General features: G+C 41.5%; 8 protein-coding genes and 1 pseudogene. 6 read left to right on the top strand and 3 right to left on the bottom strand.

Features of this window, described 5'->3' with window-relative positions; genetic code table 11:
* Window positions 1-444: 444 nt before the first annotated feature.
* Together ACU6U9_RS00120 and ACU6U9_RS00115 are read right to left on the bottom strand one after the other, a co-directional pair.
* Entirely contained in the window at window positions 445-1,275 is an 831-nt protein-coding gene (locus tag ACU6U9_RS00120; protein WP_446735034.1) for a methyl-accepting chemotaxis protein, read from the bottom strand.
* Window positions 1,276-1,302: 27 nt separating this feature from the next.
* Window positions 1,303-2,301: pseudogene (locus ACU6U9_RS00115) on the bottom strand (HAMP domain-containing protein); the annotation flags it as partial.
* 559 nt (window positions 2,302-2,860) lie between these two features.
* Here ACU6U9_RS00115 and ACU6U9_RS00110 point away from each other — a divergent pair.
* Together ACU6U9_RS00110 and katG are read left to right on the top strand one after the other, a co-directional pair.
* The gene (locus ACU6U9_RS00110) at window positions 2,861-3,868 is read left to right on the top strand and encodes a sterol desaturase family protein (protein WP_446733064.1); all 1,008 of its coding nucleotides are present in this window, start codon (window positions 2,861-2,863) and stop codon (window positions 3,866-3,868) included.
* Window positions 3,869-4,041: 173 nt separating this feature from the next.
* Entirely contained in the window at window positions 4,042-6,216 is a 2,175-nt protein-coding gene (gene katG / locus ACU6U9_RS00105; protein WP_446733063.1) for a catalase/peroxidase HPI, read from the top strand.
* 83 nt (window positions 6,217-6,299) lie between these two features.
* On the opposite strand, the gene ACU6U9_RS00100 is transcribed toward katG, so the two are convergent.
* The gene (locus ACU6U9_RS00100; RefSeq protein ID WP_446733062.1) at window positions 6,300-8,156 is read right to left on the bottom strand and encodes a DUF3413 domain-containing protein; all 1,857 of its coding nucleotides are present in this window, start codon (window positions 8,154-8,156) and stop codon (window positions 6,300-6,302) included.
* 349 nt (window positions 8,157-8,505) lie between these two features.
* On the opposite strand from ACU6U9_RS00100, the gene recA reads away from it, so the two are divergent.
* The 4 genes from recA to ACU6U9_RS00080 all read left to right on the top strand — a co-directional run bounded on the left by recA (window position 8,506) and on the right by ACU6U9_RS00080 (window position 17,360).
* The gene (gene recA / locus ACU6U9_RS00095) at window positions 8,506-9,579 is read left to right on the top strand and encodes a recombinase RecA (protein WP_446733061.1); all 1,074 of its coding nucleotides are present in this window, start codon (window positions 8,506-8,508) and stop codon (window positions 9,577-9,579) included.
* Window positions 9,580-9,998: 419 nt separating this feature from the next.
* A complete protein-coding gene (locus ACU6U9_RS00090) occupies window positions 9,999-11,867 on the top strand; it encodes a Hint domain-containing protein (RefSeq protein ID WP_446733060.1) in 1,869 nt (622 codons plus the stop codon).
* A 146-nt stretch (window positions 11,868-12,013) separates the two neighbouring features.
* Window positions 12,014-13,351: a hypothetical protein gene (locus ACU6U9_RS00085; protein WP_446733059.1), complete on the top strand. Its 1,338-nt coding sequence runs from the start codon at window positions 12,014-12,016 to the stop codon at window positions 13,349-13,351.
* A gap of 64 nt (window positions 13,352-13,415) precedes the next feature.
* Window positions 13,416-17,360 (top strand): hypothetical protein, encoded by a 3,945-nt coding sequence (locus ACU6U9_RS00080; RefSeq protein WP_446733058.1) that lies wholly within the window; start codon window positions 13,416-13,418, stop codon window positions 17,358-17,360.
* Window positions 17,361-17,362 lie beyond the last annotated feature (2 nt).

Genomic DNA, 17,362 nt, shown 5'->3' with positions numbered 1-17,362 from the left:
ATCTTACAGTGGACAATTGAATTATATAAGTTAGTGATTTGTACCCATGGTAGTAGATAAGTGCTCGGTAGCATAAGGCTTGTTTAAGATAATGATTGTTCCAGTAAAATGGTGATTGGAATATAGACACACTATATTGAATGCTTTATAGCGATTTAAAAAAATATTGCATAAATTATGTAAATCAAACCCCAATTAATTTAGTGCATGATGAAATATCAATAAAGCTAATGTTTATAGGGGACTTATCTGAATAAATATATAATATCTATACGCGAGAGTGAACTGTGTTTAAGCATTGATACAGCGATTATTTATAGTTGGCTAAACGGCTTGGCTAGAAAGGTTAAATTGATTACAGGTATGATTAATTTTTTATAGCATTTAAAAATAAACGCACTTTGTGAGTTTATTTTTAAATTTATTACTGTTTTAAACTTAAGGTTAGACCTTAAATTGAGATAGGTATTTGTCTTGCTGTAATGTTTGTTTGCTGGTTTCTTCACAGTCTGTTTTTTGTTGTTGCGCGCCTTCTGATAGCTGTTGAGATATACCTCGAATATTAGTGGTGTTGCGATTAATTTCTTCGGTGGTGGCACTTTGTTCTTCGGCAGCCGTGGCAATTTGTATATTCATATTATTTATTTCTTTGATATTTTCGCGTATGGCGCTTAGTGCTTCATCAGCCTTAATTGAAATGTCGGCTGCATTACTGGCTTCAGATTTACTTCGTGTAATGGTTTCCTCTGCTCTTTTGACGCCCGATTGTAATTGATCAATCATTTTTTGAATTTCTTTTGTCGAGTCCTGTGTTCTTGATGCGAGCGCTCTTACTTCATCAGCGACCACCGCAAAACCACGGCCTTGTTCGCCAGCCCTTGCGGCTTCTATGGCGGCATTGAGTGCGAGCAAATTGGTTTGTTCTGCAATGCCTGTGATCACCGTTAAAATGTCCACAATATTATTACTGTAATTGGCCAGCTCATTAATGGTTTGTACGGTGCCGTCTAGTTCAACGGACAGTTGGGTTATGGACCCAGATGTTTGAGAAACAATACCAGCGCCTTTTTCAGCGGAATTATCGGCGTTACTTGCAGACTCGGCGGCTTTTTGTGCGTTACAGGCAACATCTTGCGCCGTGGCAGACATCTCGTGCATAGCGGTGGCTAGCTGATCTATTTCTGATAATTGTGTCACTAATTGTTTAGACGCGCTCGATGCCGTATTAGCGGTTAGAGTGGTATTTTCGTTTATCGAAGATGATAGGCCTTGCATATCTTTAATAAGATTTTGTAGGTTGCCAATAAAAGAATTAAATTGTTCCGAGACCTGACCAAATTCGTCGGTTGTAAGCACAGGTAGTCGTTTGGTTAAATCCCCTTCGCCGCGGTTTATTTCTTTCAGCGAAACATAGACATTACGAAGCGGTGCCAAAATATGTCCCATCACATAAAATAAAAGCAATGTACTGATGATGGCACTTAATATTACACCAATGAATGCAGCTAAGCCCATGTCATAAGCTTCTGCCATGACAATGCTTTCATCTAACACAACACCGATAACCCAATCCATGCCTTTTAAATCTTTTAAGTCGGTGAAGTAAACCATATGAGGTTTACCTGCAAAATTAATATTTTGCAGTTGGTTTATTAATTGTGGAGATTCTTCTGTAAAAAGCGCATTAATAGGTTGGCCATTTAATTCACTATTAGGGTGAGAGATTATCTTACCGCTCTGCGTTAACAAAAATGCGTACCCTGCACCATGAAAATTTAGCGTATTCACTGCCTCTGAAACGGTTTTTAAGCTCAAGTCTCCACCAAATGCTCCCATGAATTTACCATTATCAGAAAGGTTCGCCACTGCGGATATGAGAATTTCTCCTGATGACGAGTCGGCATAAGGTTCAGTTAACACTGCGCGGCTGGATTTTTTTGCCAGAGGGTACCAGGGGCGTTTTCTTGCGTCCCAGCCATCTACCGCCCAAGTTGGATCATTCGTGATGGCGATTCCGTCTGTTTCAAGTCCGCCAAACATTAATAAAAATTCGTCTTTTAAAATGGCTTGGTTTAAGTAAGGACTAATTGCGCCTGCATCAAATTGGGCATCGATGGATTGTCCAATGTAATCAATTAAAATGAGTTTGCCGTTTAACCAGTTAGATATTTGTGTAGACAAGGCATTACTTGACTCAGAAATACTGCTTTCGGTTTGTCTTAATAATGAAGACTTAACCGAATAGTACTGAAATAAAGACAATAAGGTGATTGCAAGAATTAGCACCGAAGAAGAAACCATCACCACTTTATGTGCAACTTTCATGATATTAACTCTTGTTAGGGTCTGACTGTTTTATCGTATTGTAAAAGGCCTAGACCTCGGAATACGTGTACAACTAAAAGATTAGTTCAAGCTATTACATTATTCAAAAAACAGGACTTTTCGATCGTTCAAAAGGTGTGATTTCAGTATGTGAGGCGCGTTAGGTCTACCTACTGAGCGTGTACTTATGTACAAATTGGTCAAAAGAGAGCGTTTAGAGCACTTGTGAAAGTGGAGATAGCCTAAAACAAAGGGCCTGCAAGTGATCGAAGTGCCATTACCAATAGGCGGTTTGGTCTTATTTATCAAGAATATAATGGGTAACCGTATCAAGATATTGGCTTAATCAGCATAGGATTGACTGAATAAGACGCTGAGCGAGCGCTGATTATGTGCAAATATTTAAACCCATAAATATAACAAATTAGCTTAATGGTTTTCCCGATGGGCTCGATAGTATGAGTGCTGATTATGAATATCGATTACTTACAATATGCCATTCCCATTTTCCTTTATCTTGATTTTCATAGAGGCCATGTATTCCCATGTAAAAGGTTTGGGCTTATACAATTTAAGAAATAGCCTGAGTTGCCTAGCATGTGGTGCATTTACAACAACTGTCGAGGTGTTTACCAAGGCTTTATTGTTACTAGTGTACGCCTATTTATTTGAACACTTTGCTATTACGAAACACCCGGATGATAGCTGGATAACTTGGATTGCCGCTTTAGTTGTATTTGATTTTTTATGGTATTGGGCGCATCGGGTTTCTCATGAAATGAATATTTTATGGGGAGGGCATTTACCTCATCATCAATCAGAGGAATTTAATTTAACCGCAGGCTTAAGGCAGGGTGCATTGCAGGATGTCATGTATTGGCCCATCTATATGTTAATGGCCCCCTTGGGGTTTTCGCCCGAAATGTTCATCACTCACATGTTAATTAATAAATTCTATGGCTTTTGGCTGCATACTCGAACAATTAATAAAATACCCTTGATTGAGGGGATTCTAGCAACCCCGTCAGCTCATCGTGTTCATCACGGTATGAACGACATTTACATCGACAAAAACTATGGTGGTATTTTTATGGTATTTGATCGGATATTTGGTACGTATCAAGCTGAAACATGCGATGTGATTTATGGTGTAAGAAAGCCATGTAAAACTTATAACCCAATTAGTGTGCATTTCGAATGGCTCTATTGCTTATGGCAGGACGCGTGTTTAACGAAACGCTATCGGGATAAAATAAAAATTTGGTTTATGCCCACCGGTTGGCGACCAAAAGATATTGAACAATCACAGCCTAGGGTGAAAAGAGATCTTTCTGGTTATGTGAAATTTGATAGTCATCGCCCGTCATACGATACTGGAAAAATGTTGGTCATTTTTGCCGTATTCTCAACACTTGCTCAGTGTTTATTATTTGCTGGTGATGTCTTGAGTTGGCCTGTAAAAATATTACTGGCCGTTAGTATTACGATTGGTTTTTTGTGGCTTGGTAGGGTTCTAGATGCATCAGTGAAGCATAGGCACTAGGCCGTTCAATATTGATGAAAGACAGGCGAAAAATATGAAAGGTAATGGATATAACCCGTGCTTATACCTCTAGGCTATTAAGGTGTTAGTCAGAATAAATTAGCCATCTAGCGCGCAAGAGACTAAAACTATACACACGTTGTTAAACATTCGTTTTTATAGGAGATGCCATCATGGCAGAGCAAGGTAAGTGTCCATTTAATCATACAGCCGGTGATGGCCAACGAAATACAGATTGGTGGCCCAACCAGCTTAATCTCAAAATTTTGCATCAGCATTCTTCAAAGTCAGACCCAATGGACCCCGACTTTGATTACACAAAAGCGTTTAACAGTCTTGATTTAGACTCGCTTCGCAAAGACCTTCACGCATTAATGACAGACTCACAAGATTGGTGGCCAGCCGATTATGGTCATTACGGTCCGTTTTTTATTCGTATGGCATGGCATAGTGCGGGTACCTATCGTACCGCGGATGGTCGTGGGGGAGCTGGCGCAGGTATGCAGCGTTTTGCGCCCCTTAATAGTTGGCCGGATAACGGTAACCTTGATAAAGCCCGTCGTTTACTTTGGCCAATTAAGCAAAAGTACGGCAACAAAATCTCTTGGGCCGACTTAATGATACTGACGGGCAATTGCGCACTTGAATCCATGGGCTTTAAAACCTTTGGTTTTGCTGGTGGTCGTGCTGATGTATGGGAGCCAGAAGAAGATGTGTACTGGGGTGCAGAAGAAGAATGGCTAGCCACCAGTGATAAAAAGAACAGTCGTTATAGTGGCAAGCGTGATTTAGAAAACCCATTGGCGGCGGTACAAATGGGCTTAATCTATGTGAATCCAGAAGGGCCTGATGGCAACCCAGATCCACTGGCTTCGGCGCAAGATATTCGCGATACATTTGCCCGCATGGCCATGAATGACTATGAAACCGTTGCTCTAACGGCAGGTGGGCATACATTTGGTAAAGCTCACGGTGCCGGTGATGCGGCAAAAGTAGGCGTAGAGCCAGAAGCCGCTGGGTTAGCCGAGCAAGGTTTGGGTTGGATAAGCCGTCATGGCAGTGGTAAAGGACGCGATACGATCACCAGTGGTATTGATGGTGCGTGGACGGCAAACCCTATTAAATGGGACATGGGCTACTTTGATGTGCTGTTTGGCTATGAGTGGGAATTAACGAAAAGCCCAGCTGGCGCGCACCAATGGGCGGCAAAAGATTTAGCCGATAAAGATCACGCACCGGATGCAGAAGACGCCAACAAGAAGGTGGGCATCATGATGACCACTGCCGATATGGCCATGCGAGAAGATCCTGAATATCGCAAAATATCGGAACACTTTCATAAGAATCCAGACGAATTTGCCGATGCCTTTGCTCGCGCTTGGTACAAGCTAACGCATAGAGATATGGGACCTGTTGAGCGCTACCTTGGGCCATTAGTACCCAAAGAAGAGTTGCTATGGCAAGACCCATTACCAAAAGCTACGGGTAAAGTCATTGATGCTAAAAGCATTGCTACTTTAAAAAGTAAAATAGTTGATTCTGGCTTGTCGGTATCACAACTGGTTTCTACGGCTTGGGCATCGGCCTCGACTTATCGCGGCTCTGACATGCGTGGTGGTGCGAACGGCGCGCACATTCGTCTTGCCCCAATGAAAGACTGGGCCGTGAATCAACCTAAGCAACTTGCTAGCGTGCTATCTAAGTTAGAAGGCATTCAAAAAGAGTTTGGATCAGTCTCTATGGCCGATCTTATCGTGTTAGCGGGTTGTGTTGGGGTTGAAATGGCGGCGAAGAAAGCAGGCCATAATATTACGGTGCCATTTACGCCAGGGCGCGTGGATGCGACACAAGCGCAAACTGATGTTGAATCATTTGCCGTATTAGAGCCGCAAGTGGATGGTTTCCGTAATTACCTTAAAACCCAATTTACGGTACCAGCGGAGCACTTATTTGTGGACCGTGCGCAGTTGCTTACGTTAACAGCCCCTGAAATGACGGTATTAACGGGCGGCTTGCGCGTACTGGGCGCCAATACAGAGCAAGTAAATCATGGTGTGTTTACGGATCAGCCTGAAGTATTAAGCAATGATTTCTTTGTGCACCTTCTTGATATGGAAACCAAATGGCAAGCCACATCAAAAGACGAGCAAACGTTTGAAGGTGTTGATCGCAACAACGGTAAGGTGAAATGGACAGGTACACGAGCAGATCTTGTATTTGGTTCAAACTCTCAATTGCGTGCCATTGCTGAGGTTTATGCGAGCTCTGACGCTAAGGCGCGTTTTGTAGAAGACTTTGTTAAAGCGTGGGATAAGGTGATGAATCTAGATCGTTTTGATCTTGCTTAATCAAACCGCGTTGTAGCAATAAAAAACCACGGCTAGTGATAGCCGTGGTTTTTATTTGTTTTCAATTAACCCGAAATATAACGCTAATCTTTATAAAAGTAAGATAAGGCTTCCATTACTTCAACGGATGTTTTTGCGTTTACTTTTTTCTCTAGTAACGGGCGACCAGTGTTATCGAGCACTTCATAATGCCCCGTCTGATAAGTGACAACCTGATAATCTTTTTCGATCACGGCATAGTTTACATAACTGCCCACGACACTCCATGATTCACGCTCAGTTTCTAGCAAATTATGCCCTAAACTATAAGCGCTTTTAGGTGCGGACGTTTGGAATAAGTCTTCCATTAATGTCACGCTTAAATCACTGTGTGTTGTACGGTGATTATAAGTAGATTTTGTTTTACCAGGCCAATGAATAACAAGCGGAACATGCACTTGAGCCGGAGTAAAGTTACTGCCATGGCCCCAGTAATTTAAACCGTTATCATTGAATTCTTGCCCGTGATCACTGGTAACGATGACCACGGTGTTGTCTAAGATATTTTTATCTTTGAGTTGCTGTAATACACGGCCAAGTTGTTTGTCTACTTGGTACGCGGCATTTTTGTATAAATTAAAATAGGGCGTAGCGTCAAAGTCGTTGTTTAGCGATAAGTGATCAATACGCTTCCAAGCGGGTTGAAATGGCTTTTCTGCATCTTCGGGGGTCGAGAAACCATGAATGCCATCATAAAATAAAAAGCCAAAAAAGGGTGACTCTTCATTTTTGGATTCTCGTTGTTCGATAAAGTCGATCCAATCATTGGTGATTTGCTCATCACGCTGCCAAGGTGTATTACCCGGCGTACTTAGAGGAAAGTCATTAATGCCCGCAAATACAGTACGATCAAACGCCGGTTGGGTTAAGGGCGCGGCTGCATGAATGCTAATATCATAATTATGTTTTTGAAAAGTATCCATTATCACAGGCGATGTTTGGCTTGATGAAAACGCATCCCAGTAAGTACCGGGGATACCGTAAAACATATTAAAAACGCCGGTTCGCGTAGAGTTGCCACCGCTAATGTGGTTATTAAATATGCGACTGTTTTGATCTTCGCTCAATGCCCAATAATTTGGCATCACATCTTTCTGCAAAATATCAAAGCGAGTTGAATCGAGTAATATCAATAATACATTCAATTCTGGCGTTTTTGTTTCAATGGTTGTTTTTGGGTACTTAACATTTGTTGAGTTTGAGAGTTTAAATTCATGGCGGTTTTCACGAATGCTTTGAGCATCAATTAAACCATTACTGAGCAACGCTTCTTTGCCTGTTGCAGGAGAATACATGGGAACATGACGAACCAATGAGGTAATACGTTGGTCGTATTGAGCATCGGCATAAAGGTGCAATATGTTGCTGCCTAAAAGTGCAATGAAAAATACTAGGAAGTAATATTTCTTGTGTTGACTAAAAATAGGGCGATGCGTGTTTAACCAAACCCACTTATCAATGTAAAAATATAGTGCATAGATACCCACTAAAAACCCGACAACAATTAACCAAGTAAACCAAGATAATTCAATGATTTGATTACCGCCTTGAATCAGCATTTCGAAAACAAAGCCTGTAATATGAAATCGATATTGGGCATATACAAAGGTATCTGCAATTAATAACACCGTGCCAATTGTGGCGACAATAATGGCCATATGACGAATGGCTTTGCTGGCTTTGGGAATAATTAAACCTAGCGGTAAGATAAGCAGAAGAAAAAACAACAAACTCATTAATGTAAAATGGCTAAATATCCCAGTAGAGATAAAAAATAAGGCTTTTACACTATCAATGGAAGGCATGTAGTGAATAAAACGCGTTGCGATAAGGCTCAGAATGATGCCTGTGATTGCACTGAACCCAACGCCCCAGTTTATGACCGTTTTTCGTTCGCCCATGGTGATCCTTAAAAATTTAATGACGGTTATATGAAAAGTGGGTGAATATTATAGATTTTTGCAGATATCTGCAGTGCTTTGTCTAACGTTAGGCTGAAATAATCTGTTTGTGAAAAGGGTTTGGGGTTTTGTATGTATGAGTTATGTATGAGCCTTGCTTACGGAACGTATTTTGATGAATTTAGTTTACTGGTGAGTGAAAAACATACAAATCTTTCTATGCTAAATCGTTCTAAATTAATTCTTGCGAAAATTAATCCATGTGTTTAAATACTGGTTATATTTACAGTAATTTAAAATTCTGCCTCGCAGACCTAAAACGGATAACGATAATAAGGTGAAGAAAAACATGGATCAAAATCGCCAAAAAGCCCTAGACGCCGCCCTTAGCCAAATTGAACGCCAGTTCGGTAAAGGCGCCATAATGAAAATGGGTGATCAACCACGTGAAGCTATTCCTGCAGTTTCGACGGGTTCTCTTTCTTTAGACATTGCGTTAGGCATAGGCGGTTTACCATACGGCCGTATTGTTGAGATCTATGGACCTGAATCTTCTGGTAAGACGACCATGTGTCTTTCTACCATGGCACAGGCACAAAAACAGGGTAAAACAGTCGCTATCGTCGATGCAGAGCATGCACTTGATCCGCTATATGCAGAAAAACTAGGCATCGATTTAGATAGCCTACTTGTTTCTCAGCCAGATACTGGCGAACAAGGACTAGAGATTGTTGATAGCTTAGTACGTTCCGGTGCTGTTGATATGATCGTAGTGGATTCGGTTGCGGCATTAACCCCAAGAGCCGAAATTGAAGGCGACATGGGTGACCACCACGTAGGTTTACAAGCACGTTTAATGTCACAAGCGCTTCGTAAATTAACTGCCAATGTTAAAAATGCTAATTGCATGGTTATCTTCATTAACCAAATTCGTATGAAAATTGGTGTGATGTTCGGTAACCCTGAAACCACAACCGGTGGTAATGCACTTAAATTCTACTCCTCTGTTCGTTTAGACATTCGCCGTACAGGCTCGGTAAAAAATGGCGATGAAGTGACCGGTAATGAAACACGTGTGAAAGTGGTTAAAAATAAAGTGGCACCGCCGTTTAAACAAGCTGAATTCCAAATCATGTATAACCAAGGTATTAACCGTGGTGCAGAAATTATTGATCTGGGTGTTAAGCTTGGCTTGGTTGATAAGGCCGGTGCTTGGTATGCATATAAAGGCGATAAGATTGGCCAAGGTAAAGCAAATGCTTGTGTTTATCTTCAAGAAAATCCAGCAATCCAAGAAGAAATTGAAGCCCAGATTCGCTCTCAATTATTAGTCGTGGCAGATACTAAAAAACCAGACGATAAAGAATCGAAGCCTAAAGCAAGTAAAAAAACTGAAGAGCCAGAAGTGAGTGAAGAAGCTTAATTGAGCTTTTCAAATCGTATAAAAAGGCCAGCAATGCTGGCCTTTTTATTTCATGAGATTTTATTTAATACATATAAAATAAGCACTTATAACGCTAGGTTTCCTCATAGCGTCCTCTCTTTCCTCCATTTTAGTATTTCTATAAAATTAATACCAAAGAACTAGATAGCTTAAGCATTGTTATAAGTGCTTTCTTTGGCATATGAATTTCTGCTAGTGTGCAAATCGTTCCTGCATCTAAGTGTTGCTTCCTCAGTAGTCATGTCTTTTCGACTTGTGATCTTATGCTTAAGGTTTCTACTTTCCTCTCGTACGCAATAGCGTGTACTGAATTGTAAATGGATGTGTTTGGTTGCTCTTTGAGTACACATCAAAAATGAACTTTATCAATATACGAAAATGACAAACAAGGAACCCTTATGCGCACAGTTCTGTTTTTATGTGGCCTTTTAATAACGATTAGTGCCTGCTCGAGTGGTGATTCAGCGGATGAGCCCACACTTAAATCCAGTGCAGGATCATCTCAACAAGTAACGAGCGTCCCAAAAAATGGAGGCAGGCCTTTTACACAAGAAGAAAAAGCAGACATAGCGTATCTGCAAAAACATGCAAAACCGTCCGCGCCTTACCAATTAGATATGACTCATCCTCAACAATATCGCCATGTGATCAATACGTTTAAGCGCAGTGGGATAACCGCTGATACTCACCCTCATCTTATGAGTCTATTAGCAAAAGCGAACAAGATGAAGACAGATGAACCTAGTCATCCTGTGTTGGCTGTTAATGAAACATTAGGTACACCACAAACCCTTAATTACATTAATTCGATGAATTTAACCGCTTCATCACCGAATACGTTTGATGCTAACGGTCTATCATCAGCAAATGGGGGAACAGATACCAGTACGGTAGTAATGGAACTTTATCTTACTGAAACGGGCCATGTGTATGCGACAAATCAAGATTCGCAGCATGCCGCTGGGGTTAACTTTAATGTACCGGTTAATGGTGCAGTGCCTACGGGAACGACAAATTCAACGACTAAAGCACAGGCTACTTTTGCATATGTGCCAAAGGGCAGTGCACCAGGTACGCCACCGATTGTCAGTTATTTTTATTCTGAAGATAGCGTTGACCCTACTACGGCCTGTATGACAAAACCGAATTATTGCGTGCGTGATAACGCAAACAACTGTGTTGTTGGAGAATATGAAACAAGTTGTACCAATACAAATCCAAATAATGCGACAGCTATTAAGGTTTGTTATTCCCGAGGTGGTCAGGGTGAGTGTGATTATTATAATCAGACGCCTAATCATCCAACAAACTTTATTTTTCCTTTAGAGGGAAGTGCCACATTTGCAAATGAGGTTGTGAGTCCTCCTGTTGGTATTGTAACGATAACGTTGCAAAATCCATCCCAGGGGGGCGGTTGTTATTTGGTTTTCCAAGAAGCGCAGCCTCTTGATTCAACTATTTGGACCGTGAGTGATCAAACCTTAAATTGGAATTACGCGGCAGCTTCATTCCCTGATCCTAATAGTTGTCTTGAATACTATAACAGCACAACAACATTATTAAATGTTTCCGTTGATGGCGTTGCTCTACAGGGAAGCGGTAGCGGTGCCCCACCGATTGGTGGCTTTCGTTTCACAAGCGATCGCAATCAAATAGGGCAGGATGGAATATATATTGTGCCCCCTATTGAAATTCAGCAAGGGTGTTTTGCCGAAGGGGCTGACATCTTAATGGCTGATGGTAGCTTAAAAAAAGTAGAAGACTTTACTGCTGATAAAACAGAGTTAGTGCGAGGTGCCGAAGGCAGTGTTCTGACTGTATTAGGAACGAGTAAGGGAATTGAATCAAAGCCAATGGTGCGTATCAAAACAGATGGCGGTCATGAATTATTAGTAACAGAAACTCATGCAATTGTACTCATTGATGGCGCCAAAGTGGCAATGGACGTTGTTGTTGGAGATAAAATTAATGTGCAAAAGGGCACTGCAAACGTTAGTCATGTTAGTCGCGAAGATTATGATGGAAAAGTCTATCATTTGATTTTAAGTGAGCGAAAAGCATCGTTAGCGGCGTCAGGGACGTTATACGCAAATGGAATATTGACAGGTGACTTACGCATGCAAGAGGCATTAATAGCCGCTGAATACGAGAAGCTATCCAGTGATCCTGATCATGTATACAAGCGTCTTCCAAAAGAATGGCATGAAGATTATCGACTTCATTTAGAAAGAAAAAAAAATAAGATCGATTTATATATCAAAGCGTAAAGTTGTTACGCGCTGATAGTGCTTACCTATGCAATCAAAATTGCAGCTTGTTGGGCCAATCATTTTTTGAATGATAAAAAGCTCTGAATTACAGAACCGTATGACTTTACACAGCGATCAGTCCCTAGATAAAGCGGAGAATGCTTATGGGAATGGATGTCCCCGTTGTTAATAAAGTGAGCTATGACGGTACGCAGGTTAAAGTTTGGTGGAGCAGTGTCACGTCTAGCAATGTTACCGGTTATAAAATATTGGTGGCGTCTAGTGATAGCGGAACTGTTTATGAGAGTGATTTAATCTCAGGTCGTCAATCAAATTTTGGTATGTTGTCTTTTTTGAAACCGCTCGATACTAATATTGTGTATACGCTTCAGGTGCAGTCACAGACTGCATCCGGGTCTGATCTTGCCAGTCTACAAGTGGCAATGTTAACACGGTTACCTGTTTTGCGTAGAGCTGTGTATAACGGGAAAAGTTTAGATTTTGAATTTGATCCTGTGCCAGAGACGGCGTCTGGCGGATATTCGTTACGAGTGACCTCTCAGAACACAGGTTCTACTTATACTGGATTAATAACTAACCCAAATGCTACTCAAGGAAAAATTGGTGCGGATGTTTTACCTCAAGGAGGATTAGATCGCGCTCAGCAGTGGGTTGTTACTGTGTGTGCAGAAGGGGCCGATTCCTGTGAAGCATGTACCGTCGATTCAGATCTCCCAATGCCCTTAACTGAATTGAGTGTTAATAATGTTTCTTATCGAGAAGATGGATCTTTGCTTGCAAGTTGGCAGGCATTGTCAGGTATTGATAATTATGTGATTCAAGTGGCTTCGTTTGCTGATGGCAGTGTTTATGAATTATTGGTGGCGGGTAGTGCTGCTACAGATGGAGCAATATCATTCCCTTTTCCACTTTATACCGAGCAAAATTATACATTTCAATTGTTGGGTTTAACGAATGGTGGTGTGGGTGTTGCCACATTAATGCAAAGTATTATTACGTCGGCTCCTCAAATTCAAAATGGGAACTATGATGGTTCATCTATTCATTTAACGTGGCTGGCATCGAGCAATATAGCTGTGACGGCATACCAGTTAAAAATAATATCCTTATCAACAGGTCAGACATTTGAAAATACGGTGTCAGGTTTAACCACGGCAACGGGCAGCGTGGAAACATCAGCCTTGGATGCGTCACAAGAATGGGTTGCTATAGTAAGTGCCACGGCTGATGGAATGATTGAAGGGCAAAGTAAGCAATATTCATTATTAGTATTGCCCATTACAATTAATGCCGTGTCTTATGATGGCACTCAGCTAATAACACAATGGACGAATCAGGATAATAGTGCAGTAATTGCATATAGGGCATCTTTGCTACGTGGCAACGATGTTGTGCAATCGGTTGAGGTGAATAATTCCTTAGCAAGTTCCACCGTCATCTCATTAATATCGGCACTGGTTGATTCCAACTTACACTATTAAGATTTATGCCCTTGCTAACAACGGTGCATCAACCTCATCAATAAGCGATTCTTTATTGACACAAATGCCCGCCATTCAATATGCCGTCTATGAGGGTAATAAAGTGGTTGTTGCATGGGATACTTATAGTGGTGCTAGTCAATTTACGGCGGCTGTTTTTTCAAAAAAAGCAGAAACCTACTACGCAAAAACAGAAAATAGTGGCGCGGCTGTTAGTACAACAATAGATGTTCCTGGAACCTTAGGTGATCAAGCTGATTATTTATTTCAACTATCAGTCAGCACAGATAACGGCATCGTTATTCAAACACCTGTTACCGCATTATCAACCAATCTTGTTTCGCTTAATTCACTCGTATATGACGGAACCGTGATTACGGGTCAGTGGGACCCTGTGACTGATGCAGTAGCGACGATTATCGGTTATCAATTAAAAGTGGTTGCGCAAGGCTCTGGTACCACGTTTAAAGCTGAAAGTCATAACCCTCAACAAAGTACGTTAACAATTAATGATTTAGGTGGTGGTTTGTCTCCTGCAGAAACCTATAAAGGATTTTTAGTTGTAGAAAATGAAAATAATACGAGCGCATGGGGTCTTAATAAAACATTACCTGCAGCTGTGCCGATATTATCTTATGCCAGTTATGATGGTGATAGTATTCAAGCGGGCTGGCAAGCCGTATCAGTAAGCGAAGATACGGTATCAGGTTACCTGATGCAGGTTGCATCAATTCAAGATGATGTGAATTATCAAATATTCATTCCTAATGTTGCGGCCACCTTGGGTGTGTTACCAATACCTCAACGCTTAAACCCTCAACAAAGTTACTATTTTTCTGTATCGGCTATTAGTGTTGATGGCGCAAAAGGCATGAGTACAGTTCAAGGTGTTATTACGACTCGCCCAGAAATTCACAGCGTTAACATTGACAGTGACAGTATTCATTTGACATGGAGCATGGCTCAGAACGTGATCGTGACAGGTTATAAGATAAAACTGATTTCGTTAAATAGTGGAGCAGCTTATCAAGCAAGTATAGAGGGGGGAACCAGTACTAAAGGTAGTATTTCAGTGCCTGCAGGTGGACTCGATCCTGATCAAAAATGGATTGTCCAAGTATGGACAAATACAAATAAAGCGATTGACTCGATTAGTGATTCCGTTGAACTTGTTGTCGAAACGCCAGTGATCACTCAATTACGTTATGACAGCTTAACGGTGGTAGCACAATGGACACCAGCCAAAAATAAAGCAATTAGTGGTTATATGTTAACAGTAACGGCGACGATGTCAGGTGCTGTAAATAGTGTCGTGGTTGAAGGCGCTCTTACTAATAGCGCGACGCTTTTACTTGGCGCGGCGTTACCTGCTGGTGATACATACTCAGCAGTGGTGATCGCATTAGTGAATTATGGGGTCGTTGAGAATAACACTGCAATCGTAATGACGACCAATAGTGATGAATTAGAGCTGGATATTGCAATACCAGTTATGACATCTGTTATTTATTCCGACGGCACGGTAGCGGCATCATGGACGCAAGTAAGTAACACAAACGTGACGGGCTATAGTTTGGTTGTAACATCCGATATATCAGGAAAGGAATTTTCAGCGGATGTTAATGGGCGCAGTACTGTAAACGGAACGGTGTCTGTAGAGGGTTTGTTAGCAACAGATGAACGTTATCATTTTAGTTTACGTACAATTAACCCTAATGGTGTGTTGGCTTGTAGTGAAAACGCGGCCATTATTACCTGCTTACCTACCTTTATTGATGTCAGTTATGATGCTGGTGTCTTAGAGGCAAGTTGGGACGCAAACGCAGACGCATCGGCTATTTTAACAGGATTTATTTTAGCGGTTCGCCCGCCTGAAGTAATCATTCCCGTTAGTTCAAAAACGTTTCAAAACCCAGCTACAAGAGATGGCAGTTTTGATGTAACCACTGTTGCGTCTGGTAGTATGGTTGATATACGCGCAATAGCCGATAGCGGTGTTATATCAATTGGTGACAGCACCCTAATCGTGACGGATCAACCTGTTATTAATAGCGTTGTATATGACTCAGGTATTGTGTTCGCACAGTGGAGTGCAACAACGGATACCCATTATTTGTTAAATATAATGGATGAAAATGAATCGTGTATTGCGTCAATTCATACCATTGGTGGGCAGGTAACGATCGATGTCGAATTAGAGACATCTTCTACTTATAGCGCAGTGTTATATATTATTGACGCTGATACTGTTACGAGCATCGGGCCAGCGAGTGATCCTGTCGATATTATTTCAGGAATAGTCACCATAACAAGTGCAACCTATAATGGTAGTACGGTTACGGTTGATTTTTCTGCGCCACCTCAGTCGAGTATTACGTCAGGCTATGTTGTATATCTATATAAAAACGGTAACGATCCGGTTCTCGGTACGGTCACTGATACACAAGCCGTCTTTGCCGAAGTATTGGATGTTACGAAACAATATACTGTAACGATTCAAGCAACGGGTACAAATACATCGGGTCCAATTACACATCCAGCTCCTATTATTGCATCAATACCTCGTTTACTTTCTGCACGTTTGAACGGTGCAATATTAGATGCTTCGTGGGAATTATTGGAAGGTTTTAACGTAAGTGGCTATCACGTTCAATTACGTCAAGGCAGTAGTACAGTCGCCACGTTTGATTCGGTGCATAGTGCTCTTCAAGCAAGTGTCACCTTGGCCGCAGGCGAGCCTTATACTGTAAGAATAAAAGCAATTTCTGGTCCGACTTCTGGCCCATTTAGTGATGACTTTTCAGTAGAGAGTGATGGTTTTCAATATTACATTGAAAACGCCCAAGACACGGTTCAACCGTATGTATTTCGCACATTGAAAGGCTCACCACCATCCACACCCGCTGAAGCCATTTCTTTGTACCTGCCTGAAATATTTAATACCACACAAACTAATACGATTAACCCTGCTGGGCCTTTTACATTAACGCCAACAACCAGTACGCCGTATGTTTATGTGATTGAATTTTCAGATACCAGTGATATTTGGACATTTAATAACAATGCAATAAGGGGCCCATTACAAGAAAGTTATAAGCTTTTTTTACAAGCATTAGAGGCGGTTGAAGGTGGCATGACTGAATTTGGTCTTGACCTAGTGCGCGAAGTCATTGCGTTAGGAGTCCCCATGACATTCGATGAAACACTATTTTATCGTTACGGTTTTGATCCTGCTGATGGTTACTGTGATTTACAACCGGGCATGGCGCTGCGCTTAGACTCTGAAATTTATCAGTTTGTTGGGACATCAGGCAGTGCGACTCAGGTCAGTGGTTTTGTTTCTTCTGGTAGTAGTACTTATGAAATAGGCGCTTATATGGCCTCTAACGGTGAGCGTGAAACAGGGATGAATGCTTTTCTGTCTGCGGCAGGGCGACCAAATGTTTCCCCAAATAGCCGTGGTTCCGGAGGCGTGATTGACTTATATGCAACCAGTTTTCGCCGACGTTACTATCGCTTATTTTATCCTCAAAACCTTGTCTCCAGTGATAGTGAAGGTCAGGTAGGTATTGGCAGTAACGTTGCTGTTTTGGGGTGCAATAGTTGGACGGTGCTAAATGATGCGACGGTAAGCTATTTAGCCACGGGAAATTTTGACTCGGTGACAGCGGATATATCATACACTTTCTTTCGTGGGCGAATGGTCAGTACACCAATGTTATCGGTATTGCTAAATGATGTACCCCAGCAATTACCTGTAGGCACAACTGTGCGTGAATTAGTACAGCGTTATGCGCATATGCCAATGGCGCAAGGAACGCAGGTCAACAATGTTTACCTTGAGCGTTTGACTGGAAACCTAGTAAGCGCGGCACAATCAGACTTGGTACTAGATGTATCGCAGCGAGACCCCATATGTTTGACTGTTAATCCTTTTACTATTGTATTGCAGCATAAGGATGCCTATGACTTACCATTGTTAACTGGCGATCGTCTCACGATAGGTTGACA

The organism is Pseudomonas sp. HK3 (assembly GCF_052920985.1).
Note: the sequence above shows the minus strand (reverse complement) of the source record. Positions and strands in the feature narration are given on the sequence as shown.